General features: G+C 68.1%; 22 protein-coding genes. 15 read left to right on the top strand and 7 right to left on the bottom strand.

The annotated features are described in order from the left end of the window. Window positions 1-21: 21 nt before the first annotated feature. The 4 genes from AB0H61_RS15730 to AB0H61_RS15715 form a co-directional block, all read right to left on the bottom strand. Window positions 22-1,641: a cytochrome bc complex cytochrome b subunit gene (locus AB0H61_RS15730; protein ID WP_357304296.1), complete on the bottom strand. Its 1,620-nt coding sequence runs from the start codon at window positions 1,639-1,641 to the stop codon at window positions 22-24. Further along, the gene (locus AB0H61_RS15725; protein WP_357304293.1) at window positions 1,638-2,840 is read right to left on the bottom strand and encodes a ubiquinol-cytochrome c reductase iron-sulfur subunit; all 1,203 of its coding nucleotides are present in this window, start codon (window positions 2,838-2,840) and stop codon (window positions 1,638-1,640) included. Before AB0H61_RS15725 ends, AB0H61_RS15730 begins: the two co-directional genes overlap by 4 nt. Before the next feature lie 223 nt (window positions 2,841-3,063). After that, on the bottom strand, window positions 3,064-3,927 hold the full coding sequence (locus tag AB0H61_RS15720) for a cytochrome c (protein ID WP_357304292.1): 864 nt from the start codon (window positions 3,925-3,927) through the stop codon (window positions 3,064-3,066). A 57-nt stretch (window positions 3,928-3,984) separates the two neighbouring features. Then, window positions 3,985-4,596 carry a heme-copper oxidase subunit III gene (locus AB0H61_RS15715; protein WP_357304289.1) on the bottom strand — a complete coding sequence of 204 codons (612 nt, stop codon included), beginning with the start codon at window positions 4,594-4,596 and terminating at the stop codon, window positions 3,985-3,987. Between the two features lie 203 nt (window positions 4,597-4,799). Between AB0H61_RS15715 and AB0H61_RS15710 the strand changes: the two genes are divergently transcribed. From AB0H61_RS15710 to AB0H61_RS15700, 3 genes are all read left to right on the top strand, one after another. Next, window positions 4,800-5,255 carry a hypothetical protein gene (locus AB0H61_RS15710; RefSeq protein WP_357304286.1) on the top strand — a complete coding sequence of 152 codons (456 nt, stop codon included), beginning with the start codon at window positions 4,800-4,802 and terminating at the stop codon, window positions 5,253-5,255. Between the two features lie 53 nt (window positions 5,256-5,308). Then, window positions 5,309-6,370 carry an anthranilate phosphoribosyltransferase gene (gene trpD, locus AB0H61_RS15705; protein WP_357304283.1) on the top strand — a complete coding sequence of 354 codons (1,062 nt, stop codon included), beginning with the start codon at window positions 5,309-5,311 and terminating at the stop codon, window positions 6,368-6,370. A gap of 189 nt (window positions 6,371-6,559) precedes the next feature. Next, window positions 6,560-6,841, top strand: coding sequence for a hypothetical protein (locus tag AB0H61_RS15700; protein WP_357304281.1), 282 nt, complete (start codon window positions 6,560-6,562; stop codon window positions 6,839-6,841). A gap of 7 nt (window positions 6,842-6,848) precedes the next feature. Here the strand turns inward: AB0H61_RS15700 and AB0H61_RS15695 are convergent, their stop codons facing one another. Next, window positions 6,849-7,124, bottom strand: a complete 276-nt coding sequence (locus tag AB0H61_RS15695) for an Lrp/AsnC ligand binding domain-containing protein (protein WP_357304279.1) — start codon at window positions 7,122-7,124, stop codon at window positions 6,849-6,851. Between the two features lie 47 nt (window positions 7,125-7,171). Continuing rightward, the gene (locus AB0H61_RS15690) at window positions 7,172-8,968 is read right to left on the bottom strand and encodes a DEDD exonuclease domain-containing protein (protein ID WP_357304277.1); all 1,797 of its coding nucleotides are present in this window, start codon (window positions 8,966-8,968) and stop codon (window positions 7,172-7,174) included. Window positions 8,969-9,560: 592 nt separating this feature from the next. On the opposite strand from AB0H61_RS15690, the gene AB0H61_RS15685 reads away from it, so the two are divergent. The 10 genes from AB0H61_RS15685 (at window position 9,561) to AB0H61_RS15640 (ending at window position 18,586) form a co-directional block, all read left to right on the top strand. Continuing rightward, on the top strand, window positions 9,561-10,136 hold the full coding sequence (locus tag AB0H61_RS15685; RefSeq protein WP_357304274.1) for a C40 family peptidase: 576 nt from the start codon (window positions 9,561-9,563) through the stop codon (window positions 10,134-10,136). A 233-nt stretch (window positions 10,137-10,369) separates the two neighbouring features. Further along, window positions 10,370-11,395: an NlpC/P60 family protein gene (locus AB0H61_RS15680; RefSeq protein WP_357304271.1), complete on the top strand. Its 1,026-nt coding sequence runs from the start codon at window positions 10,370-10,372 to the stop codon at window positions 11,393-11,395. 6 nt (window positions 11,396-11,401) lie between these two features. Beyond that, a complete protein-coding gene (locus AB0H61_RS15675; protein ID WP_357304269.1) occupies window positions 11,402-12,400 on the top strand; it encodes a hypothetical protein in 999 nt (332 codons plus the stop codon). 198 nt (window positions 12,401-12,598) lie between these two features. Beyond that, window positions 12,599-13,726: a glycosyltransferase family 4 protein gene (locus AB0H61_RS15670; protein ID WP_357304266.1), complete on the top strand. Its 1,128-nt coding sequence runs from the start codon at window positions 12,599-12,601 to the stop codon at window positions 13,724-13,726. A gap of 202 nt (window positions 13,727-13,928) precedes the next feature. Then, entirely contained in the window at window positions 13,929-14,312 is a 384-nt protein-coding gene (locus AB0H61_RS15665; RefSeq protein WP_357304264.1) for a polyketide cyclase / dehydrase and lipid transport, read from the top strand. 72 nt (window positions 14,313-14,384) lie between these two features. After that, window positions 14,385-14,822, top strand: a complete 438-nt coding sequence (locus tag AB0H61_RS15660) for an SRPBCC family protein (protein WP_357304262.1) — start codon at window positions 14,385-14,387, stop codon at window positions 14,820-14,822. Further along, window positions 14,819-16,075 (top strand): ArsA family ATPase, encoded by a 1,257-nt coding sequence (locus AB0H61_RS15655; protein WP_357304521.1) that lies wholly within the window; start codon window positions 14,819-14,821, stop codon window positions 16,073-16,075. Before AB0H61_RS15660 ends, AB0H61_RS15655 begins: the two co-directional genes overlap by 4 nt. Further along, the gene (locus AB0H61_RS15650; protein ID WP_357304259.1) at window positions 16,072-16,566 is read left to right on the top strand and encodes a hypothetical protein; all 495 of its coding nucleotides are present in this window, start codon (window positions 16,072-16,074) and stop codon (window positions 16,564-16,566) included. The genes AB0H61_RS15655 and AB0H61_RS15650 overlap by 4 nt, the downstream gene beginning before the upstream one ends. After that, complete coding sequence (locus AB0H61_RS15645) at window positions 16,563-17,576, top strand: ROK family protein (RefSeq protein ID WP_357304257.1); 1,014 nt, start codon at window positions 16,563-16,565, stop codon at window positions 17,574-17,576. Before AB0H61_RS15650 ends, AB0H61_RS15645 begins: the two co-directional genes overlap by 4 nt. A 281-nt stretch (window positions 17,577-17,857) precedes the next feature. Continuing rightward, window positions 17,858-18,586, top strand: coding sequence for a lysophospholipid acyltransferase family protein (locus AB0H61_RS15640; RefSeq protein ID WP_357304254.1), 729 nt, complete (start codon window positions 17,858-17,860; stop codon window positions 18,584-18,586). A gap of 91 nt (window positions 18,587-18,677) precedes the next feature. On the opposite strand, the gene AB0H61_RS15635 is transcribed toward AB0H61_RS15640, so the two are convergent. Next, window positions 18,678-19,373 carry a DUF4189 domain-containing protein gene (locus tag AB0H61_RS15635; protein WP_357304252.1) on the bottom strand — a complete coding sequence of 232 codons (696 nt, stop codon included), beginning with the start codon at window positions 19,371-19,373 and terminating at the stop codon, window positions 18,678-18,680. Window positions 19,374-19,545: 172 nt separating this feature from the next. Here AB0H61_RS15635 and AB0H61_RS15630 point away from each other — a divergent pair, with 172 nt between their 5' ends. Both AB0H61_RS15630 and AB0H61_RS15625 read left to right on the top strand, forming a co-directional pair. Continuing rightward, window positions 19,546-20,316 carry a sporulation protein gene (locus tag AB0H61_RS15630; RefSeq protein WP_357304250.1) on the top strand — a complete coding sequence of 257 codons (771 nt, stop codon included), beginning with the start codon at window positions 19,546-19,548 and terminating at the stop codon, window positions 20,314-20,316. A 147-nt stretch (window positions 20,317-20,463) separates the two neighbouring features. Continuing rightward, the gene (locus tag AB0H61_RS15625) at window positions 20,464-21,339 is read left to right on the top strand and encodes a hypothetical protein (RefSeq protein ID WP_357304247.1); all 876 of its coding nucleotides are present in this window, start codon (window positions 20,464-20,466) and stop codon (window positions 21,337-21,339) included. Window positions 21,340-21,423 lie beyond the last annotated feature (84 nt).

The following is a 21,423-nucleotide window of genomic DNA, read 5'->3' as shown; positions in this document are numbered from 1 at the left end:
CCTTTGTTCGAACTGTGGCGATCAGTGGCCGCGTGTGCCGCCGCGCGCCTTGTCCTGGGCCTTCTGCAGGACCGAGAGCTGCTTGTGCTCCTCGGCCTCTTCGATCTCGAAGTGCTGCTCGGACTCGTGCCAGGGGTCAGCGCGGAGGAACGAGCCGGTGCCGGGCTTGCCCGCGGCGCCGAGCTTGTTCATCTTCTTCGGGACATGCGCACCCTGGTACTCCAGCGGGATCGGGTGGCCGTGGTCGTCGACCGGGCCCAGCGGCTGGTGCACCTCGATGTACTCGCCGTGCGGCAGACGCTTGATCACACCGGTCTCGATGCCGTGCTCGAGCACCGCCCGGTCACTGCGCTGCAGACCGATGCAGAACCGGTAGGCGATGAAGTAGGCGAGCGGCGGAACGACCAGCAGACCGATACGGCCCATCCAGGTCGTCGCATTCAGCGAGATGTCGAACTTCAGCGCCAGGATGTCATTGACGCACGACAGGGTCAGCACCACGTAGAAGGAGATCGCCATGGCACCGATCGCGGTCCGCACCGGCACGTCGCGCGGACGCTGCAGCAGGTTGTGCGGGGCAGTGTCGCCGGTGAGACGCTTCTCGATCCACGGGTAGGCGATCAGCAGCGTGAACACCAGACCCATGATCAGCGCGACCCAGAACACGGCCGGAACCGTGTAGTTACCTATGTACAGCTCCCACGGCGGCATCAGACGCGCCATACCGTCGGTCCACATCATGTAGAAGTCGGGCTGCGAACCCGCGGAGACCTGCGACGGGTTGTACGGACCCAGGTTCCAGATCGGGTTGATCTGCAACACGCCGCCCATGATGCCGACGATGCCGAGGGTGAAGGCGAAGAACGCACCCTGGTCGGCGGCGAACACCGGCACGATGCGAGCGCCCACCACGTTGTTCTCGGTGCGGCCGGGGCCGGGGAACTGGGTGTGCTTCTGGTACCAGACCAGCGCCACGTGCGCCGCGATCAGCGCCAGGATGATGCCGGGGAACAGCAGCACGTGCGCGATGTAGAGGCGTGGAATGATGATGTCGCCGGGGAAGTCACCACCGAACATCAGCCAGTGCATCCAGGTGCCGATGACCGGGATCGAGATGGTGATGCCGGAGAACGCGGCACGCAGACCGGTACCGGAAAGCAGGTCGTCCGGCAGCGAGTAGCCGAAGAAGCCCTCGAACATCGCCAGGATGAGCAGCAGCGAGCCGATCACCCAGTTCGCCTCACGCGGCTTGCGGAACGCGCCGGTGAAGAAGATGCGGAACAGGTGGACGATGATCGACGCCGCGAACAGCAGCGCCGCCCAGTGATGCACCTGGCGGACGAACAGACCGCCGCGCACCTCGAAGGAGATGTTCAGCGCCGTCTCATACGCCCGCGACATGGTCACGCCGCGCAGCGGCTGGTAGGCGCCGTTGTAGACGACCTCGCTCATCGACGGATCGAAGAACAGGGTCAGATACACACCCGACAGCAGCAGGATGATGAAGCTGTAGAGCGCGATCTCACCGAGCAGGAACGACCAGTGGGTCGGGAAGACCTTGTTGATCGAGCGTTTGACGAACGCGGCGGCGCGATACCGCTCGTCCATCTCATTGGCTTGGGCTGCGACTGAAGGGCTCATGAACGACGCTCCCAGTAGGCCGGGCCGAGCGGCTCGATGAAGTCGCCGTTGGCGACCAGGAAGCCCTCGGAATTGACGGTGATCGGCAGCTGCGGCAGTGCGCGAGCGGCGGGACCGAAGACCGGCTTACCCCATTCGGTCGCCAGGAACTGCGACTGGTGGCAGGGGCACAGGATCTTGTTGGTCTGCTGCTCGAACAGCGACGTCGGGCAACCGAGGTGGGTGCAGATCTTCGAGTAGGCGAAGTAGTCGCCGAAGTTGAAGCTCTCCTGACCCTTGCGCTTGATCGCCTTCTGCGCGTCTTCGGTGCGCAGACGGATCAACATGACGGCGTTGCGGATGCCGCGCAGCGACTGCAGGGTCGCGTGCTCGTCACCGCGCCACTTCTCTTTCCACGGGAATACCGTCTCCATCGAACCCGCGTCCAGATCCTCGGGGCGCACCAGCACGATGTCCTCGGGGCGACCGGTGTCGCGGCGGATGTAGATGGTCTCGCCCGGGAAGTCCGGGGTCCAGCCCGAGACCCACAGCGGCGACTTGTCGCCCTTGGCCCACGGGTTCTTGATCATGCCGCCGACGAAGACCAGCAGCGCGCCGACACCGAGTACGCCGACACCGGCGCCCGCGGTCCGGGTGATCATCTTGCGACGACCCAGGGTGGAGGTCTCCAGCGAGTCGCTGAGCTGCGCCGCCAGGGTGCGGCGCTCGACCTCGGGCGACGGCCCGTCGTGGCGCTCCTGGATGGACAGTTCGGCGGGGATGAACTTCTTGCGGATCAGCACCACGGCGATGCCGATGGCGAGGACCGAGACACCGAAGGCGATACCGACCAGCGGGGTGTACAGCAGGTAGGCGCCGTGATCTTCGTTCCCGTAGCCCTTGAACTCCCAGGGCCAGAACAGGAAGACACCGACCAGCGCGGCGGCGAACAGACCGGAGATGGCGAACCAGAAGGTCACCTCGCGCTCGGCCCGCTTCTCGGCCCTGGTACCCGGGACCGGGAAGCGCTCGCGCCGGTAGGCGACGTCGACGCCGTCCCGCTCGGTGCCGAGCTTGACCAGCTCGTCCCGAGTCATCGCGTCGAGTTCTTCTTCGGTGGGCTCGGCCGGGGCGTGCCCGGTGCTCTCCGTCTTCGACAGCTCCACGTCGTCGTGGCCCTCATCCGGCCGACCCATGTCGTTTGGCTCCTTGTCCGTCATGGCTGTGTCCTTTGGGTCATGAGCGCGGGCCCTGCGTGGTTACGCTGCGCTACCGCCTCCGGGCCTGACGCACTCATGACGGTCCTTTGGGTCATGAGCGCGGGCCCTGCGTGGTTACGCTGCGCTACCGCCTCCGGGCCTGACGCGCTCATGACGGTCCTTTGGGTCATGAGCGCGGGCCCTGCGTGGTTACGCTGCGCTACCGCCTCCGGGCCTGACGCGCTCATGACCGTGATCCGATCCACATCGCGGCGCCGACAACCAGCGTGATGCCGACCACCCAGATGGCCAGACCCTCGGTCGCGGGGCCGAACCCGCCCAGGCCGTAGCCGCCAGGAGCGCCTTCTTCCTGCGCGTTCTTGATGTAGGCGATGATGTCGCGCTTCTCTTCCGGCGTCAGCTGCCGGTCCGAGAACTTCGGCATGTTCTCCGGGCCGGTGAGCATCGCGGTGTAGAGCTGCTGCTCGGTGGCCTCGTCCAGCGGCGGCGCGTACTTACCGGAGGACAGCGCGCCGCCCCGGCCGGTGAAGTTGTGGCAGGACGCGCAGTTCATGCGGAACAGCTCCGAACCGCGAGCGGCGTCGGAGCCGCGCAACGACTCCTGCGCGATCTCGCCGTTGGCGTCGCGCACGACGGTCGGACCGCCGCCGTTGGAGGCGACATAGGCCATCAGCGCGTCGGTCTGCTGCGCGTCGAACTTGACGGGCTTGCGGGTGGCCTGCGCCTGGTTCGCGGCCAGCGGCATGCGGCCGGTGGAGACCTGGAAGTACACGGCGGCCTCACCGACACCGATGAGGCTCGGGCCGCGATCGGTCACACCCTGCAGATTCGCTCCGTGGCAGGTGATGCAGGACGTGTCGTACAGCTGCTTGCCCTCGCGGATCAGCGCGGACTGGTCCTCGTGCGCCGTGGCGATCTGCGGCTCCGGGGTGAGGGCCGTGGCCAGGAAGCCGGCTCCGACCAGACCCACCAGGAGCGCGAGCCCACCCGCAATGCGCCGTCGAGTGCGTCGCTGCTTGCGGATCTTGCTGGCCTCACCGTTCCCGGGGCTGGCGGGCTCTGGCGCTGACGGGGGAGATGAACTCATCTGTGTCCCTTTGGAGTAGACGGAACCGACTTGTACAAATGCTTGGGGTCGCTGCAATCAGCGGACGAAGTAGATCGTCGCGAACAGACCGATCCAGACGATGTCGACGAAGTGCCAGTAGTACGAGACGACGATCGCGGCGGTGGCCTGCGCCGGGGTGAACTTACTGACCTTGGTGCGGATCAGCAGGAACACGAACGCGATGAGACCGCCGATGACGTGCAGGCCGTGGAAGCCGGTGGTGATGTAGAACACCGAGCCGTAGGCGCTGCTGGAGATCGAGGTGCCCTCGTGGACCAGGTTCATGTACTCGTAGCCCTGACCGAGGACGAAGAACGTACCCATGATCAGGGTGATGACGTACCAGCGGCGCAGGCCGAACACGTCACCTTTCTCCGCGGCGAACACACCCATCTGGCAGGTGAAGGATGAGGCGACAAGCACGGCCGTGACCGGGACGGCGAGCTTCAGATTCAGCTCGGTCGGTTCCGGTGGCCAGTGGCCGTGGGCCTGGGCACGCGCGACGAAGTACATGGCGAAGAGTCCGGCGAAGAACATCAGCTCGCTCGACAGCCAGATGATGGTACCGACGCTGACCATGTTGGGCCGGTTCAGCGAGTGCACACGCTGGGTAATGGCCGATCCTGGGGTCCCTACTGCGGTCGTCACGGGGCTAAGTATGACTCGTCGTAGTACGACAGCAGTAGCCGGGTGCGAAACTTGCCCTTCCGTGTTGGAAAACGCACGGACAGACAGGCTCTCGACCGGGTGTCGGCGTGTCCGCGTTTGCGCACTTCGGGGCGGTTCGACGCCGGTGACGCGGGGGCGGCGGCCCGCGCAACTATGACAGCCTTGGGTAAGGAAAAGCTGAGATGGAGGCGAATGTGGCGGGACTGTGGCGGCGCTTGTTCGGACGCGGCGATCCGGAGCCGCTGGACCCGGACCGGACCGATCTGGTGGTGGTCGCGTCGAGCTTCGATGACGCCGAGGCGTGTTCGACGGCGTTGGCCCGCGCGACCGGGTTGGCGGCCGACGAGCCCGCCGTGCTACGCCACCACCTGCGGATACCAGCCGCGCAGCGCGAGCGGGTATGCGAGATCGCGGCGCAGGACGGCTACGCGCCCGCACCGCACCCCGACCCGAAGGCGGCGGATGGACTCGAAATCCTGATCCTGCGGCGGGTGCAGGTGGTGGATGCGCTGCACTGCTCACAGGAAAAGTCCCGGATGGCGGGTCTGGCGCAGCGCCACGACGGATTCGCGGACGGCTGGGACGCGATGCAACCCCGCACCGCGACCGAACCGCGGGAAAAAGGTATGGCCCACTAGGCTGCATCGCGACAAACTGGTGCGCGATTCAGCGTGACGGGAGAATGTGGGAGATGACGGTGCGCAGCTGGCCCCAGGTGCTCGGAGCCCTCGCCGATGGCGGCGACCTGGCCGCTGACGATACGGCGTGGGCGATGAACGAGATCATGTCGGACAACGCGACGTCGGCACAGATCGCCGCGTTCGGGGTCGCGATGAAGATCAAGGGCCCCACCCCGCAGGAACTGAGCGGACTCGCCACCGGCATGCTCGAGCACGCCCGCCTGGTGCATATCGACGGTGACGCGGTGGATATCGTCGGCACCGGCGGCGACCGTTCCGGCTCGGTGAATATCTCCACCATGTCCTCGATCGTGGTGGCCGCGGCCGGGGTTCCGGTGGTCAAACACGGCAACCGCGCCGCATCCTCCAAAAGCGGCGGCGCCGATGTGCTCGAGGCACTCGGGGTGCGGCTCAATCTGGGGCCGGAGGCGGTGGCGCGGTGCGTGCGCGAGGTCGGCATCGGCTTCTGCTTCGCCCCGGTATTCCATCCCGCGCTGCGGTTCGCCGGTGCGGCCCGTAAAGAAATAGGCATCCCGACCGTCTTCAATATCCTCGGCCCGCTCACCAATCCGGCCCAGCCGCGCGCCGGGCTGGTCGGATGCGCGTTCGCCGATCTGCTTCCGGTGGTCGCCGGGGTATTCGCCGAGCGCGGGGGCAGCGCCCTGGTGGTGCGCGGGAACGACGGCCTGGACGAGATCACCACCTCCGACACCACCGAGGCCTGGGTGGTCTCCGGCGGACGGCTGCGCCGGACCACCATCGACCCGACCCGAATCGGCATCGCGCGCGTCGATCTGGACGCGCTGCGCGGCGGTGACGCGGAGACCAATGCCGGTGTGGCCCGGGACGTTTTCGCCGGTTCCCCGGGCGCGGTCCGGGACGCGGTACTGGTGAACTCGGCCGCCGCGATCATCGCCTACGACCTGTCGCGCGGGGAGGGCGATCCGGAGGCCGACGTGCACGAGGCACTGGCCGCCGGGATCGAACGGGCGGCCGTGGCGATCGACAGCGGCCGCTCGGCGGCATTGCTGGACGGTTGGGCCAAGCTCACCAACACCCTCGGCGACGCCTGAGCGGGCGTTCTCCGGTATCGGTAGTGACACTTTCACATTTCACTTGCGCATACCGACCGGTTTTGATGAGCACCGTTGCGGCGCGCGGGGCACAATCCTCGATACAGCCGGACGCCGCCGCTAATGTTGCGGCACCCGATCCGGCGGTGCCCTGTGTTCAGGGCGTTCGACTTGCGAGGAGCACAAGGAATGATGCGCGCAGCACTGGGCGTGCTGGCGGTGATGGGGATGATCGCCACTGCTCCGACAGCTTTCGCGGCCCCGGGCAGCATTGTCGTGAACGGCTCCGTCTACCGCGACCCGGTGAGCTGTCTGCAGGTCAGCGGTGGCCCGATATATCTCGCGGTCGAGAACCACACCGATACCATCGTGATCGTCTACAGCTGGCCCTGGTGCCGGGGCGAGGTGACCGCGGTGCTGGCGCCCAACCAGAGTGCCACGACCACCGGCGCCTCGATCCAGATCTCCTGAGCCGGACTCACTCCCCCAGCGAGAATCCCGCCTCCACGTCGGCGCGCGAATAGGACTTGAACGCGATGTGCGTGGTGGTACGCAGCACGCCGGGGGTCTTGTCGATCCGGCCGGTCACCACGTCGGCGATCTGCTCGTGGTCGCGCACCCGCACGATCGCGATCAGATCCACATCACCCGCGCACGAATAGACCTCGGCGACGCCATCGGTATCGGCCACCGCCTGCGCGGTCTCCGGGATGCGGCCGTTGTCGGCGTGGATCAGCACGATCGCGTTAATCATGGTTGCCAGCCTAAACGGCGCGGGCTGTCGCCGGTCCGGGTCGTAGCTCAGGACCGGCCGCGCCCCGCCGCACCCTCCGCGGCATTCAGATACTCCGCCCCCGCATGCTCGACCCGCGCCGCCGCCTCCGCGGCCTCCGCCCACCCCAGCCACCGCGCGGCACCGTGCACCGGTTCGCGGTAGCCCTCGGTGGTCCGCACGATCCGTACTCCCGGTCGCGCCGACCAGCGCGCCACCAGCGCCACCTCCTCCGGCGCGGCGCCACGCAGCGGCGGCCCCTCCGGAATCACCGTCTCCGCGGCGGCGACGAGGTGTTCCACCACGGGCATGGGTGGTGTCCCGCGCCGGGCTATGCCCGCCGCGGCAAGGCGTCCGTACCGGATCACCGCGAAGTCCCACCCGCCCGCCTCGCCGGGGTGGGCCAGGATCAATTCGGCGATCCGGGCGATGGCGGCCAGGCGCTGAGTGCGGCGCAGGGCGCGGACCACCGCGGCGGTGCGGTCGCGCAGGCGCGCGGCGGCCTCGAAATGTTCGGCGCGGGAGTGCGTTTCGATGCGGTCGAGCATATGTCGGAGGATGGCGTCGGACCGGCCGTGGAACAGGTCGCGCACGGCCGCGGGCGCGGGCGCGTATTCCTCTTTATCAAGCGGGATTCCGGAGAGGGTAGCGGCGGGGCAGCCGCCGACCGCGGCGGGCGGGCAGTCGTGGACGCCACGCCCGGTCAGCTTGGCGGTACAGGTGCGCAGACCGGCGTGCTCGGCGATGGTGGCCCCGAGATCGACGGCGTCCACGCGAGAGTGGAACGGGCCCAGCGCATCCCGGGTCGGGGTGCGGACCACCGCGAAGCGTGGGAACGGCTCCTCGGTCAGCGTGAGCCACCACGCCCGCTTGGGAAATTTGGACCGCCGGTTATAGGGCGGCGCGTGCGCGACGAGCAGCCGCAGTTCCCGCACGCCCGCCTCCAGGGCGTGCGCGCAGACCACATGGTCGACCCTGGTCGCCAGCGCCACCATCTCCTTCATCCGGCCACGGGTTTCCGAGCCGGTGAAGTAATTGCGAACGCGGCGGCGCAGATTCACCGCGGTTCCGATATAGAGGACCTCGTCGGCGGGCCCACGGAAGAGATAGACGCCGGGTTCCGGCGGCAGGTCGGTCGCGAGTACGCGTTTGGCGCGCTGCCGCGTCGTGACGCCAGGTAGATAGTCCATCAACTCGGTCAGGCTGTGCACGCCCTGGTTGCCGACCCGCCCGATCAGCGCGTGCAGCACGTCGACAGTGGCCCTGGCGTCGTCGAGGGCGCGGTGGGTGGGTTCGGTGCCCGCGCCGAGCACCCGGGCCAGTACGCCGAGCCGCACCGAGGGCGCCTCATCCCGGGTCAGCACCCGCCTGGCCAGTTTCACCGTGCACAGCACCGGACCGTTCGGCCACGGGGTGTCGCTGCGCGCCGCGGCGGCGCGCAGGAAGGCCATATCGAATCGGGCGTTGTGCGCGACCAGCACCGCGCCCGCGGCGAACTCCAGGAAGCCGGGCAGCACCGCCTCGATCCGGGGCGCCGCGTAGACCATCGCGGTGGTGATGCCGGTGATGTGGACGACGGCGGGCGGAATCTCCCGGCCGGGGTTGACCAGGGTGGCGAATTCGCCGAGCACCTCACCGCCGCGCACCTTCACCGCGCCGATCTCGGTGATCGCGTCGCCATCCGGGCTCGTCCCGGTGGTTTCCAGGTCGACGACCACGAAGGTGGTGTCGTAGAGCGGCGTATCGAGCTCGTCGAAGGCCAGCTGTTGGGGACGGTGGGTCGGGCGGATCACGGCGGCGGCCGGGTGCGGCGGGGGGTCGGGCACGGCGTGCAGCGTAGAGCCCGGGTACGACAGATGCGGGCACGCGGAAATCCACGCGAATTGTCCGAATTACATCGCGAGGATTTCGTTTCGATGCCCCCGAATTGATCTAGTACACCCAAAAGAGACGCAGCTCACAGTGACGCCGAAAATGGATTAATCGGTCGGGCGTGTCGGATTCCGTCGGAGTGGCTTCGGGAGCATGCTGCCGCCCCCGCGGGGCCGATTGGTCACCCGACCGGTTCCGAGACGGCCGTACCATCCGAATCAGCGCCACGACCTGGGGAAATGCTTGTCATACGTACCGCCTATCGCCGGTCCGGCCACCTGCGGCCGAGCGCGGTAGCGGCCGAGACGCTACCCGTCAATCGCCCGCCGTTATCGTTTCGTGATTGCTGTGAGATACCTCGCACATAATCTTCGCCATTTGTGTTGATTACCGGCATTTCTGATGCGGCGGGCTTTACAAAACACCGTGATGTGTTCGTAACCTTTTCGAGACCTCACGGAGTCCACCGGCCCCACACGGACCGGTGACACGCAGTCCGCCGCACCACCGGGTGTGGCGTCGTGGGGCAGATTGGAAGTACGCATCATGGCGTCCAACACCGTCAAGCGACAGGCGCGGCGTGCCGTTGCCGCTGGAGCCGTCGGCGCTGCCACCATCGGCGCGATCCTCCTGCCCGCCGCTCCGGCATCGGCGCAGCCGGTGACCATCCCAGGCATCGGAACCTTCGAGGTTCCCAACGAGATCCCGATCCCGGGCAACGTCCCGGGCATCGAACTCCCCGGCGTACCGGCGCCGCTGCCGTTCTTCGCCCCGAAGAAGAGCCTCGGTGAGGTCGCTCTCGACGCGGCGATGACCAAGCTCGGCGCCCCGTACGTGTACGGCGCCGCAGGCCCGAACGCCTTCGACTGCTCCGGCCTGGTGCAGTGGTCCTACCGCGAGGCGGGCATGGAACTGCCCCGCACCAGCGGCGCCCAGCTGGCCGCCGGCTCCCCGGTCTCGCTCGACGACCTGCAGCCCGGCGACCTGGTGTCGTTCTACGGCGGCGGCCACTCCGGCCTGTACGCGGGCGACGGCAACATCATCCACGCCTCCACCTCCGGTACCCCGGTGATGATCGCCCCGATCTCGTCGATGCCGTTCGCGGGCGCGCGCCGCTTCTGACCTGCCGAGCCGGGCCGTACGATGCGGCCCGGCTCCTGGACGGCCCGGTTGATCGGTTCGTTGCCCACTGGACACAGACCTAGGCCGTTCCGTAACCTAATCGAGACCTACCCGGGATGTCGGGTCGTCGGACCTTCCCGCTCCCTCGGGCCCGTCCGGAGAACAACGTCGCTCGAGAGAACGGGGCAGCGCAGGCCGTGTCAGCACACCGAAGACATTCGACAAAACGTCTGGTGGGAGGAATACTGTCGGCCGGAGTGCTGGCCACCGCCCTCTGTGGTGGCGGACCCGCGGTCGCCGATCCGGTCGCGATGCCCGCGACGGCCAGCGAGGCCGTACAGCGCATGATCGAGCTGTCACGCCAGTCCGAACAGCTCAACCAGCAGGCCCTCGCCGCCCAGGACGACCTCGACGCGAAGCTCGCCGTACAGAGCGATGCCGATGCCCTGCTGGCCGTCAAGACCGAAGCGGTCACCGCGGCCCGCAACGAGGTACGCAAGTTTCAGCCGGTCATCGACCGCACCGCGATCGCCGCCTATCAGGGCGCGCGCACCAATCGGATGTTCGCGGTACTGGTGAGCGATTCTCCGCAGCAGTTGCTCGATCAGATGTCGACGCTGGATGTGGTGCAGGCGCAGACCACCGACCAGCTCAAGCAGTTCAAGAAGGCCAGCGACGCCGCCGAGACCGCGGAGTCCGCGGCCCGCTCGGCCGCCGACGCCGCGCGCGGCGCCGCCGACAAGGCGAATCAGGTGCGCGCCGACCTCGAGCGCAAACGCAGCGAATTGGGCGGGGCCATCGCGCAAGTGGTCGAGGCGTGGAGCTCGCTGTCCATCAAGGACAAGTCGGCGCTGGCCGGTTCGCCCTTCCCGCCCGGCTTCGATCGGGACACCCTGCTGCAGGGTCTGGTTCCGGGTAGCGGAACCAGCGCGCTCGCCGCGGGCCTGACCCGGGTCGGCGATCCCTACGTGTGGGGTGCGACCGGGCCGCGCCAGTTCGACTGCTCGGGTCTCGTGCAGTGGGCGTTCAAGCAGGTCGGCAAGAATGTGCCGCGGACCAGCTCGCAGCAGGCGGCTTACGGCACCCCGGTCGCCAAGAAAGATATGCAGCCCGGCGACGTCATCTTCTTCTACCCCGACATTTCCCATGTCGGCATCTACGCGGGCAACGGACTCATGTTGCACGCCTCCACATTCGGCGTCCCGGTCGCCGTTGCCCCCATCTCGACGACACCCTTTCATTCCGCTCGGCGATACTGATTCGCTATGAGGATGCGAAGGGCTCGGGCCTGGTGCACGGCGCGCGGTCGCTGGCAGTTCGCCCTGACTCTCGCCATGGTGGTGGTTCTGACCGGTGCCTGCGGCGCGCTGCTCATGCTGCCGAACGTCGCCCTACCGCGGATCCGGACAGCGCAACCGTCCGTGGCGCAGTCGCTGGGCCAGGCTCCGGCCGAGGACCCGCGGCTGGCCGCGGTGCGCCGGACCCTGGAGCCCTTCGGCCCGATCGTCGCCGACCGCGTCGCGACCGGTGACGGCCGGGAGTCGCTGTTGGTCGGCCATTCCGGGCAGCGCGTCGAAATGGATATCCTGCGGAGCGAACTCGCGCCGGCCACCGCCGCCATCACCGAGCTCTGGGGTCCGGGCTGGGCACAGTCAGCGCTCGTCGTCGTCGCGAGCAATCCCTCCGAGTTCGCCGCTCTGGTGCGTGCGGGCTCGATCATGCCGAGCGAGGTCGCCGCGGTCTCGGTCGCGGACCCGTTCGCCCGCGGCACCCAGCCGACCGGGCAGCGCGTGGTCTTCAGCCCCGACGCGGGCCGACGCCTGTCCCCCGACGAACTGCGTACTCTGCTGCGCCACGAGCTCACCCACGTGGCGACCCGAGCCGACACCGTCGACGGCGCACCCCAGTGGATGCTCGAGGGTTTCGCGGAGTACGCCGCGCACCGCGCACAGAATCACCGCTTCGCCGATATCGCCCCCACCGTCTACGCGCGGACGCGGGTGGGCGATCTCCCCACCGAGTTACCCGCCGACCCCGACTTCACCGGCGCCCGGGCGGCCACCACCTATGAGACGGCGTGGTCCGTCTGTGCTTTCGTCGCGGACCGGTACGACGAAGCCCATCTGGTCGAGCTCTATCGCCGCATCGCCGCGGGCAAACAGGATTCGGTGAGTGAGGATCGCATCCTGCGCGAGGTCCTCGGCACCGATCGCTCCGGCTTCGTCGCGGGGTGGCGTGAGTGGCTCTCGGCCCGGACCGCGTAGTGCGAGCCCGGCCGGTGATCGCGCCGCGAACAGACCCCGTTCGACGCCACCGGAACCGGCCGACCACCCGGTTCCCACAACGTCCCCGCCGCCAGATCCGCCGACCATGCCCGGACCGCCCGCACCGGCAGCCGAGCGTCGCCGCACGGGTATGCCCACGGCGACGGTGCGGCACCCGAACACAGTAGGTTGTCCTCCATGGCCCGAACTCTGCTGGTTACCAATGATTTCCCGCCGCGGCCGGGCGGTATCCAGTCGTATCTGCAGGCGCTCGCCGGTGAACTGCCGCCCGATGATCTGGTCGTTTACGCACCACGCTGGCGCGGTGACAGCCACCTGAAGTTCGATGCCAAACAGAAGTTTCAGGTGGTCCGCCACCCCACCACGCTGATGCTGCCCACCCCGCTGGTGTTGCGCCGGGCCGCGCGCCTGCTGCGCGGCGAGAACTGCGACACCGTCTGGTTCGGGGCCGCGGCGCCGCTGGCATTGCTATCGCCGATGCTGCGCCGCGCGGGTGCCGAGCGCATTCTGGCCAGCACGCACGGACACGAGGTCGGCTGGTCCATGCTCCCCGGCGCGCGGCAGGCGCTGCGGTCGATCGGCGAGAACACCGACGTCATCACCTATGTCAGCAAATACACCCGTGCCCGGTTCGCCTCCGCCTTCGGGCCGGCGGCCGGGTTGGAGTATCTGCCCCCCGGGGTCGACACCGAGGTGTTCCGGCCCGATCCCGCGGCCCGCGCGGAGTTGCGTGAGCGCTACGGACTCGACGAACGCCCGACCATCCTGTGCCTGTCCCGGCTGGTCCCGCGTAAGGGCCAGGACGCGTTGATCGTCGCGATGCGCGAGATCCGCGAGCGCATCGACGGCGCGGTGCTGGTGATCGCGGGCGGCGGTCCGTTCGAGGAGAAGCTGCGCGGTCTCGCGGTGGCCGTCGGCGTGGCCGACGACGTGGTATTCACCGGCCGGGTGCCCTCGGCCGAACTCGCCGCGCACCACACCATCGCCGATGTCTTCGCCATGCCGTGCCGCACCCGGGGCTCCGGGCTGGACGTGGAGGGCCTCGGCATCGTCTATCTGGAGGCCTCGGCGACCGGAGTCCCGGTGGTGGCGGGCAATTCGGGCGGCGCGCCCGAGACCGTGATCGAGGGCAAGACCGGACGCGTCGTCGACGGCCGCAGCACCTCGCAAGTCGCCAACGCGATCGTCGACATCCTGGCCGACCGCGATGCCGCCGCGAAAATGGGCGCCGCGGGCCGCGCCTGGGTGGAGCAGCAATGGCGCTGGGACAGCCTCGGCGCCCGGCTTCGCCATCTGCTGCGCTGACCCGCGGCACCCGACGAAAACTGAGCGGGTTCGTCGTGCACTACGCTCAGCGGTGTGAGGCAGCATCGGCATGCGAACAACAGGCACAGCGCGCCTGAACCGCGCGTGAGCGAGGTGGAGTCGTGAGGGAGCGTCAGCGAGCGAACCGTCGACACAGCGCGCCGCTGCGCACGGCCGGACCGAGCGTCAGCGAGGTGCGGTCGTGAGCAGCATTCAGGTCGCGGACCAGACATTCATCGCCGCCTCGGGGGCCGCCGTCGCCGACGTACTCGACGGTCCGAACAATTGGCGCAAGTGGTGGCCCGACCTCACCGTCGAGGTCCGGGAAGACCGCGGTGACAAGGGGATTCGCTGGACCGTGAGCGGGCCGCTGACCGGCACCATGGAGGTGTGGCTACAGCCCTCGCTGGACGGGGTGATCCTGCATTATTTCCTGCACGCCGAACCGCAGGGCGTCGAGCGGATGTCACCGCGCGATCTGCTCGCGGCGAACCGGGTGCGCCGGGTGGCGGGTAGGAATATGTCGTTCGAGATCAAGGCGCGCCTGGAGGCGGGCCGCCCGGCGGGCGTGACACCCGCAGCCTGATCCACCGCGCTTGCCCAACCGAATATCGTCCATGGGACGAGCACCGTCGCTGGAAAGGAACCGTTGACCACCATGGCCGACCGGACCCAGAGGTCGATCCTCATCGAGGCCCCCTCGCAGCGGGTGATGGCCGTCATCGCCGACCTCGAGTCCTATCCGGAATGGGTCTCGGCGGCGAAGTCCGTCGAGGTGCTGGAGAAGGACCCCAGCGGCCGGGCGCACACCGCGCGCTTCGTGCTCGACGCGGGCGTCGTGAAGGACACCTATGTGCTGTCCTACACCTGGCGTCCGGACGATAAGGCGGTCAGCTGGCAGCTGATCAGCGGTGACCTGCAGAAGGCGCAGGATGGCACCTATGAACTCATCGATCGGCCCGACGGCAGCACCGAGGTGGTCTACGAGCTGACCGTCGACCTGAACATCCCGATGATCGGCATGTTCAAGCGCAAAGCCGAGAAGGTGATCACCGATACCGCGCTGAAGGAACTGAAGAAACGGGTCGAAGGCTGACCGGGCGGCGGACCCATCTGGAACTGTTCATCGGCAAGGGTGGGGTCGGCAAGACGACGCTGGCGTGCGCGACCGCGATGTCCTATGCCCGTGCCGGTCGCCGGGTGCTGATCGCCTCGCTCGATCAGGCGCATTCGCTCGGCGATGCGCTCGGGTTCCGATTCCCGCACGATCCCGGCACCGTCACCGGGATCGCGAATGTCCTACCGGATCTCGATGTGATCGAGGTGGATTCGCTTGCGCTGCTGGAGGATCGGTTTCGCGAGGTGGTCCGGATGCTCGGCGCGGGCACCGGCCACGACCACGGGATCGATCTCGCCGCCCTCGATCCGGCCGAACTGACCGGCCTGCCCGGCGTCCAGGAGCTGTTGATGCTGGTGGAGGTCGCACAGCTGGCCGACGAGGACGACTGGGACATCATCGTCCTGGACTGTCCGCCGTCGGCCGACATGCTGCGCATCATGACCGCGCCGGAGACCCTGCTCGGATACCTGGAGCGGGTCTGGCCGCCGCACTCGCGGGCGATGAGCACCGTCAGCACCGATCTGCGCCGGGCCGTGCTCGCGGCGACGGTGGAGAAGATCGTCGCCGCGGTCACCGAGGTGCGCGACCTGCTCGCCGACCACCGGCGCACCGGCGCCCGGCTGATCACCGTCGCCGAACGGGTCGCGGTCGCCGAGTCCGAGCGGGTGCGGTCCGCGGCCGCACTGCTCGGCCTGCGCCTGGACGAAGTGATCGTGAACAAGGTGCTGCCGCCCGCGCCCCCACCCGACGGGCCGAGTGAACATCCCGCGGTGCACTGGTATCTGAACCGGCGCGCCGAACAGCTCGAGGTGATCGCGCAGCTCCGGCGGGGCTTGCACGGCACCCCGGTGCTGATCGCCCAGCACACCGGCCCGGAGCCGGTGGGTATCGGATCGCTGTCGGCGCTGTCCCACGCGGTGGACGCGAACCCTTTGCTGGGCGACAATCCGGCGGAGGTTCGCACAAGTTCCGGTGAACCGGTGGTTCGATTGGAGTCGGGCACCGGTGTGCATTCGGTGTACGCGTTGCGGATGCACCTGCCCGTCGCCGATGCGGCGACGCTGCGACTGGGACGAGTGGAGGACGATTTGATCGTGGGAGCGGACGGGGTCCGGCGCCGGGTGCGCCTGGCGCCGGTGTTGCAACGGTGCACAGTCGACGGCGCCGAACTCGACGACGGATACCTGGTCGTGCGTTTTCGTCCGGATCCGGAAGTGTGGCCCCGATGACGGAGCCGCGCAATCTCGACGGCGAAGGGTTCGGTGAATTCGCCGAAGAGTTGAAACTGCTGGCCGAGACGGTGCTGGAGCGGGTGGAGCCGGTGCTGCGCCATGCCGCCGACGGGCAGACCGACTGGTCGAGCTGCTCGTGGTGCCCGGTATGCGCGGCGGCGGCGCTGATGCGCGGGGAGCATCACGATGTGGTCACGGCGATCGCCGATCACGGGACCGCGATCGTGACGGTGTTGCGGGAGGCGCTGGCCGGGATACCGGTGGAGCCCGTGCTGCCGCCCGACGCCGATCCGGAAGACGCTGTGCCGCACGACCATCGGGGGGCGCATCGGCATTCGCACGGTTTATCCGAGGACACCGAGGGCGAGACGACCACCGATAAGGACGCCGCGAACGGCGCCCCGCGCGACGAGCGCACCGAAAGCTCCGCGACGGGCGGGCGTCGGCGCTCCCGCTACGTCGGCATCCCCGTGACGATCAAGGTATGACACACCCGATGGCAGGTACCCGTCCGCTGACGGTCGGAATCGACGTCGGCGGTACCAACATTCGCGCCTCGGTGGTGGATGGCGACGGCGAGGTGCTCGACACCGTGCAGTCCCCCACGCCGCATTCGGCCCGCGCGTTGGAGAATGCGCTGGACCGGGCGGTCCGCGAGCTATGTGAGCGGCATCCCATCGGTGCGGTCGGGCTGGCGGTGGCCGGGTTCATCAGCGGCGACCGCTCCACCGTCCGTTTCGCCCCGCACCTGCCGTGGCAGGACACGCCGGTGGCGCAGCGACTCACCGAACGGCTCGACCTGCCGGTCATCCTCGAACACGACGCCAACGCCGCCGTGTGGGCCGAGTACCGCTTCGGCGCGGCGGCGGGTGGACACAACGTCGTCCTGGTCGCGATCGGGACCGGTATCGGTGCGGCATTACTCATCGACGGTCAGCTGTATCGCGGGACGCACGGCGTCGCACCGGAACTCGGTCACCTGCAGGTGGTGCCGGAGGGCCGGGCCTGTCCGTGTGGCAAGCATGGCTGCTGGGAGCGGTATTGCAGCGGCACCGCGCTCGCCGACACCGCGATCGAATTGCTTGCCACCGACCCGGTGCGTTCCACCGTGCTGGCCCGCGAGGTGTTCCGGGATCCCGGTTCGCTGACCGGTCGCCGGGTGGCCGGCGCGGCGCAGGACGGCGATCCGATCGCGATGCGGGCCATGGCGGATTTCGCGCGGTGGCTCGGGCTCGGACTCGCCTTCGTCAGCGACATCTTCGATCCGGATCTGGTGGTTATCGCCGGTGGCGTGAGCAGTTCCGCGCCGCTCTATCTGGACGAGGCGCGCGAGGAGTACGCCCGCGCGGTCACCGGCGCCGGGCATCGCCCCCTCGCCCGCATCCGCACCACCCAGCTGGGTGAGGCCGCGGGCATGATCGGCGCGGCCGAACTGGCGCGGGCGGTGCTCGTCGAATCCGATCGACGTCCCTCCCGCGTCGCCCGCACCGGCCGCTGAGCGGGGCGAGTACGCCGCGCACACCGTCATGTCCCGTGCCCGGAACCATCCAGCGAATCATGTGCGGGGGCACCGATTCGTGCGGCGTGAGATCCGCGGCGGCGGACATCCGTTCGAATGGGAATGACCGTCAAGAGGTCTGGCGCGAGTCGATGCCGGACCTGATGCCGGGAATGTGGTGAGATACCTCGCTGAGGTTGGTTGTGATATCCGACCAGCGGTAAAGTCGGCAACGAACGCAGGTTTGCTCGCTTCTATCCCGGTCCCGGGGGAAGGACGTCATGTTCTACTGGCTGCTGAAGTACGTGCTGCTGGGACCGTTGATGCATCTCTACAACAGGCCCACCGTCGAGGGTGTGGAGAATGTGCCGGGCGATGGGCCCGCAATCATGGCGGGTAATCATCTCTCCTTCGCCGACTGGTTGTTCGCGCCGCTGATGAGCCCGCGCCGGATCAACTACCTGGCCAAGGCCGAATACTTCAACACCCCGGGTTTCAAGGGCCGCCTGCAGAAGTGGTTCTTCAGTACCTCCGGCCAGTACCCGATCGACCGCACCGGCGCCGACGCGGCCGAGGACGCCCTCAACGCCGCCCGCAAACTCCTCGACCAGGGTCGCCTCGTCGGTCTCTACCCCGAGGGCACCCGCTCCCCAGACGGTCGCCTCTACAAGGGCAAGACCGGCCTGGCCCGCCTCGCCCTGGAAACCGGCGTCCCCGTCATCCCGGTCGCCGTCATCGGCACCGACGAGGTCTCCCCGCCCGGCCCCTTCCGTTGGCGCCGCCGCAAGGTCACCGTCAAATTCGGCACTCCCATCGACTTCTCCCGCTACGACGGCATGGGCGGCAACCGTTTCGTCGAACGCGCCGTCACCGACGAGGTCATGTACGAGCTGATGCAACTCGGTGGCCAGGAATACGTCGACGTCTACGCCCACAGTCTCAAGAAGGGCGTTCCCTCCGGAAGCGCACCCAAGGCCGCCACCCGGATCCCCGAATCCGCGGCCAGCTGAATCTCCTGACAAAAGCCCCGAGGCCCACCTCGGGGCTTTTTCATGTCGACGTCCGCGGTCGGCGAGCCGCCGATCGAGGTGGGGCACAAGCTCATTCGAAGGCGCACTTGGACCAGAGGTTGAATGGGCCGGAGACGCCGATATTCCGGGCGAAAGCGATGGCCTTGGACTCGGCTTCGGGGATGGTGTTGCCCCATTCGGAGCCCCAGCCGCCACGCTGGCCGATCGCGAGGGCGATGCAGCCGTTGCGGGACCAGCGGGCGGGTGGGCAGCCAGGGCCACAGGCGGATTCGACTTCGGCGGACGCGTGTTCGCTGCCGATCGAGGAGCGGGTCCAGGAGACCCGGTCGGTCACGCTGTTGTAGGTGGCGGCGATCCATATATCACTGCGCGTGGGTGGCGGCGGCGCCGGGCGGGTGGTGGTCGTGCGGGTCGGTGGGGCGGTCGTGAAGCTCGGCAGTTCGAGGCTCGGCGGGGCACTGCGCTGGGAGGTTGAGTGGCCGTCGCGGGCATGACGGGCCTCGTTCTTGGCCTGGTTCTTGACGACGCGCAGGCCGATGATCGCGGCGATGGCGAGGACGCCGACCAGAATCGAAACGAGTACCGCGGCAACCTTTCCGCCGCCACCACCGCCGGAACCGCCGGGCGGATACGGCGGCGGCGCCGGAAAGGGTTGTCCCATCTGCGGACCGGGCGGATACGGCTGACTCGGACCGGGTGGATACGGCTGGCCCTGGCCCGGCGGCTGATACGGCTGCCCCGGATATTGGCCATGCGGATACGACATTCATCCCCCCAAAACTTTCTGCGTGCTTCGATTGCGGCACAACCTTATCGGTCGACCACCCAGCTTGCGAACTCACGCCCCGGGGCCGATCGGGGCCCGACGCACATGACCTTCGTCACATGCCAAGCCGACGACAAGCCGTTCTTATGGTGTGGCGGCGAGACTTCCGAGCATGTTCAGGAAATTGTTGGCCGCCGCAGGTGTGGGCGGGGCCGAGGTGGAGACCGAGCTGTTCACGCCCGGTGTGCAGCCGGGCGGTATCGCCGAGGGCGTGGTTCGGTTGCGGGGCGGTGGTGTCGCGCAGGAGATCACACGCATCGCGGTCGAATTCGTGACGCGGGTGGAGCACGAGTACGACGATCACGAGGGCAGCGGTGCGATGGGGTTCGGGTGGACCCAGGTGCACGGCCCGCTGCACCTGCCGCCGGGCGCCTTCCTGGAATTCCGGTTCGGTGCGCGAGCACCGATGGAAACTCCCATCACCTTTTACAACGGCCGGCACCTACCGTGCCCGCCGGTCGCACTGCGCACCATCGTGGAGATTCACGGTGCGGTCGACGCCGCGGATACCGATCCGATCGGGATCGGCGCCCTGCCCGCGCAGCATATGGTTTTGGAAGCGGTAGAGCGCTTGGGATTTCCGCTGCGCAGTGCCGACGTCGAGGCCGGGCGGATCCGCAACACCCCGCAGCAGCTGCCGTTCTATCAGGAGATCGAGTTCGGCGGTTCGCATCGCTATCCCCGGCTGAACCAGTTGGAGGTCACCTTCATCGCGGCTGAGCACGGGATGAGCGTCGTTCTGGAGGCGGATAAACGCGGCACCTGGCTCTCCGAGGGCAGTGACGTATTCGACGCGCTGTGGGTCGACTACGCGACCTCGGGCCAGCGGGACTGGGCCGCCGAGTTGCATCACCGGCTGGAGGGCATGGCCTCGCGGCATTGACGCCCGAGGCCGATCTGTCCAACATCGACCGCAAATCCCCGCGCCGGTGCACAATCACTGGGTACGTCTTCCGGGTCCGCCACTATGCGGGGCATCGGCACGCGACGCCGAAACCCTGTGCTCCGCAATACGAGCGAGGGGGCCGTCGTGTCCGAGTCATCGCCCGATCTGCTCATGTCGCTGGCCGTCGCGGCCGCGCACCAACTGGGATATTCCTGCCGGATCGCGGCTGCCGACGATGTGGTGCTCTCCGGGCCGACCGGCGATGTACTGGTCGGTCTGACGAACCTGCGCCGGATGGCCGCCGACGAACCGCGCGAGCAGTGGCCCGCGCTGGTCGCGGACTATCTGAGTACCGGCCTGATCGATATGGATACCGACCACGAACCGCTCGACACCACCGATTTCGCCATGATGCGCGGCCTGATCCGCACCCGGCTCTACTCCGCCGACGGCGGCGCCCCTGACGTAGTACATCGCCGGATCGCACCGGGCCTGGTGCAGCGGGTCCTCATCGATCGGGTGCACACCATGGCCCCGGTCACCTACCCCATGCTCGACGGGTGGCCGATCGACGCGGAGGACCTGTTCGAACTGGCCGAACGCAACACTCGCGCCGACGGCCCGCTCGAGGTGGTCACCCACGATTTCGACAGTCCCCGCTCGGCGCATATCGAAATCACCATGCTGTGCGGCATTTCGGACTACATCACCGCGCACGCCAAGTGGCTCGGCCACGACTATCCGGTGGCGGGCGCGGCGGGTGCGGTGTTCGTGGTGCCCTCGCAGCGCCATATCTACGCGCACCCGGTGGCCGATATGCACGTCATCCGGGCGACCACGCTGCTGGCTCAGTTGGCGGTGCTCGAATACACCCAGCGCCCCTGGCCGGTGAGCCAGGACGTCTACTGGTGGCACCACGACACCATCGACCTGGCGGCCTCCATCGAGAACAACGGCGATCAGTTGTGTATCTACCCGTCGGACGATTTCCTGGCGACCCTGGACCGGCTGGCCTCGTAATCCGCAGCGCCCCGGCCGCGTTCGCCCGCCCGATCACGGTCGGGTCTTCGATGCCGAGACCGGACCCGCCGCCGAGTCGTGTTG

Source organism: Nocardia sp. NPDC050710, assembly GCF_040654375.1.
Lineage (GTDB): Bacteria > Actinomycetota > Actinomycetes > Mycobacteriales > Mycobacteriaceae > Nocardia.
This window is presented reverse-complemented; position numbering and strand designations above follow the sequence as displayed.

What these genes read in the sequence shown, in the direction of transcription:
- AB0H61_RS15645 (WP_357304257.1), top strand. Translation starts at nt 16,563, where the DNA reads ATGACACACCCGATGGCAGGTACCCGTCCGCTGACGGTCGGAATCGAC.
- AB0H61_RS15660 (WP_357304262.1), top strand. Translation starts at nt 14,385, where the DNA reads ATGGCCGACCGGACCCAGAGGTCGATCCTCATCGAGGCCCCCTCGCAG.
- trpD (WP_357304283.1), top strand. Translation starts at nt 5,309, where the DNA reads ATGACGGTGCGCAGCTGGCCCCAGGTGCTCGGAGCCCTCGCCGATGGC.
- AB0H61_RS15675 (WP_357304269.1), top strand. Translation starts at nt 11,402, where the DNA reads ATGAGGATGCGAAGGGCTCGGGCCTGGTGCACGGCGCGCGGTCGCTGG.
- AB0H61_RS15630 (WP_357304250.1), top strand. Translation starts at nt 19,546, where the DNA reads ATGTTCAGGAAATTGTTGGCCGCCGCAGGTGTGGGCGGGGCCGAGGTG.
- AB0H61_RS15650 (WP_357304259.1), top strand. Translation starts at nt 16,072, where the DNA reads ATGACGGAGCCGCGCAATCTCGACGGCGAAGGGTTCGGTGAATTCGCC.
- AB0H61_RS15635 (WP_357304252.1), bottom strand. Translation starts at nt 19,373, where the DNA reads ATGTCGTATCCGCATGGCCAATATCCGGGGCAGCCGTATCAGCCGCCG.
- AB0H61_RS15725 (WP_357304293.1), bottom strand. Translation starts at nt 2,840, where the DNA reads ATGACGGACAAGGAGCCAAACGACATGGGTCGGCCGGATGAGGGCCAC.
- AB0H61_RS15670 (WP_357304266.1), top strand. Translation starts at nt 12,599, where the DNA reads ATGGCCCGAACTCTGCTGGTTACCAATGATTTCCCGCCGCGGCCGGGC.
- AB0H61_RS15700 (WP_357304281.1), top strand. Translation starts at nt 6,560, where the DNA reads ATGATGCGCGCAGCACTGGGCGTGCTGGCGGTGATGGGGATGATCGCC.
- AB0H61_RS15695 (WP_357304279.1), bottom strand. Translation starts at nt 7,124, where the DNA reads ATGATTAACGCGATCGTGCTGATCCACGCCGACAACGGCCGCATCCCG.
- AB0H61_RS15730 (WP_357304296.1), bottom strand. Translation starts at nt 1,641, where the DNA reads ATGAGCCCTTCAGTCGCAGCCCAAGCCAATGAGATGGACGAGCGGTAT.
- AB0H61_RS15685 (WP_357304274.1), top strand. Translation starts at nt 9,561, where the DNA reads ATGGCGTCCAACACCGTCAAGCGACAGGCGCGGCGTGCCGTTGCCGCT.
- AB0H61_RS15720 (WP_357304292.1), bottom strand. Translation starts at nt 3,927, where the DNA reads ATGAGTTCATCTCCCCCGTCAGCGCCAGAGCCCGCCAGCCCCGGGAAC.
- AB0H61_RS15710 (WP_357304286.1), top strand. Translation starts at nt 4,800, where the DNA reads ATGGAGGCGAATGTGGCGGGACTGTGGCGGCGCTTGTTCGGACGCGGC.
- AB0H61_RS15640 (WP_357304254.1), top strand. Translation starts at nt 17,858, where the DNA reads ATGTTCTACTGGCTGCTGAAGTACGTGCTGCTGGGACCGTTGATGCAT.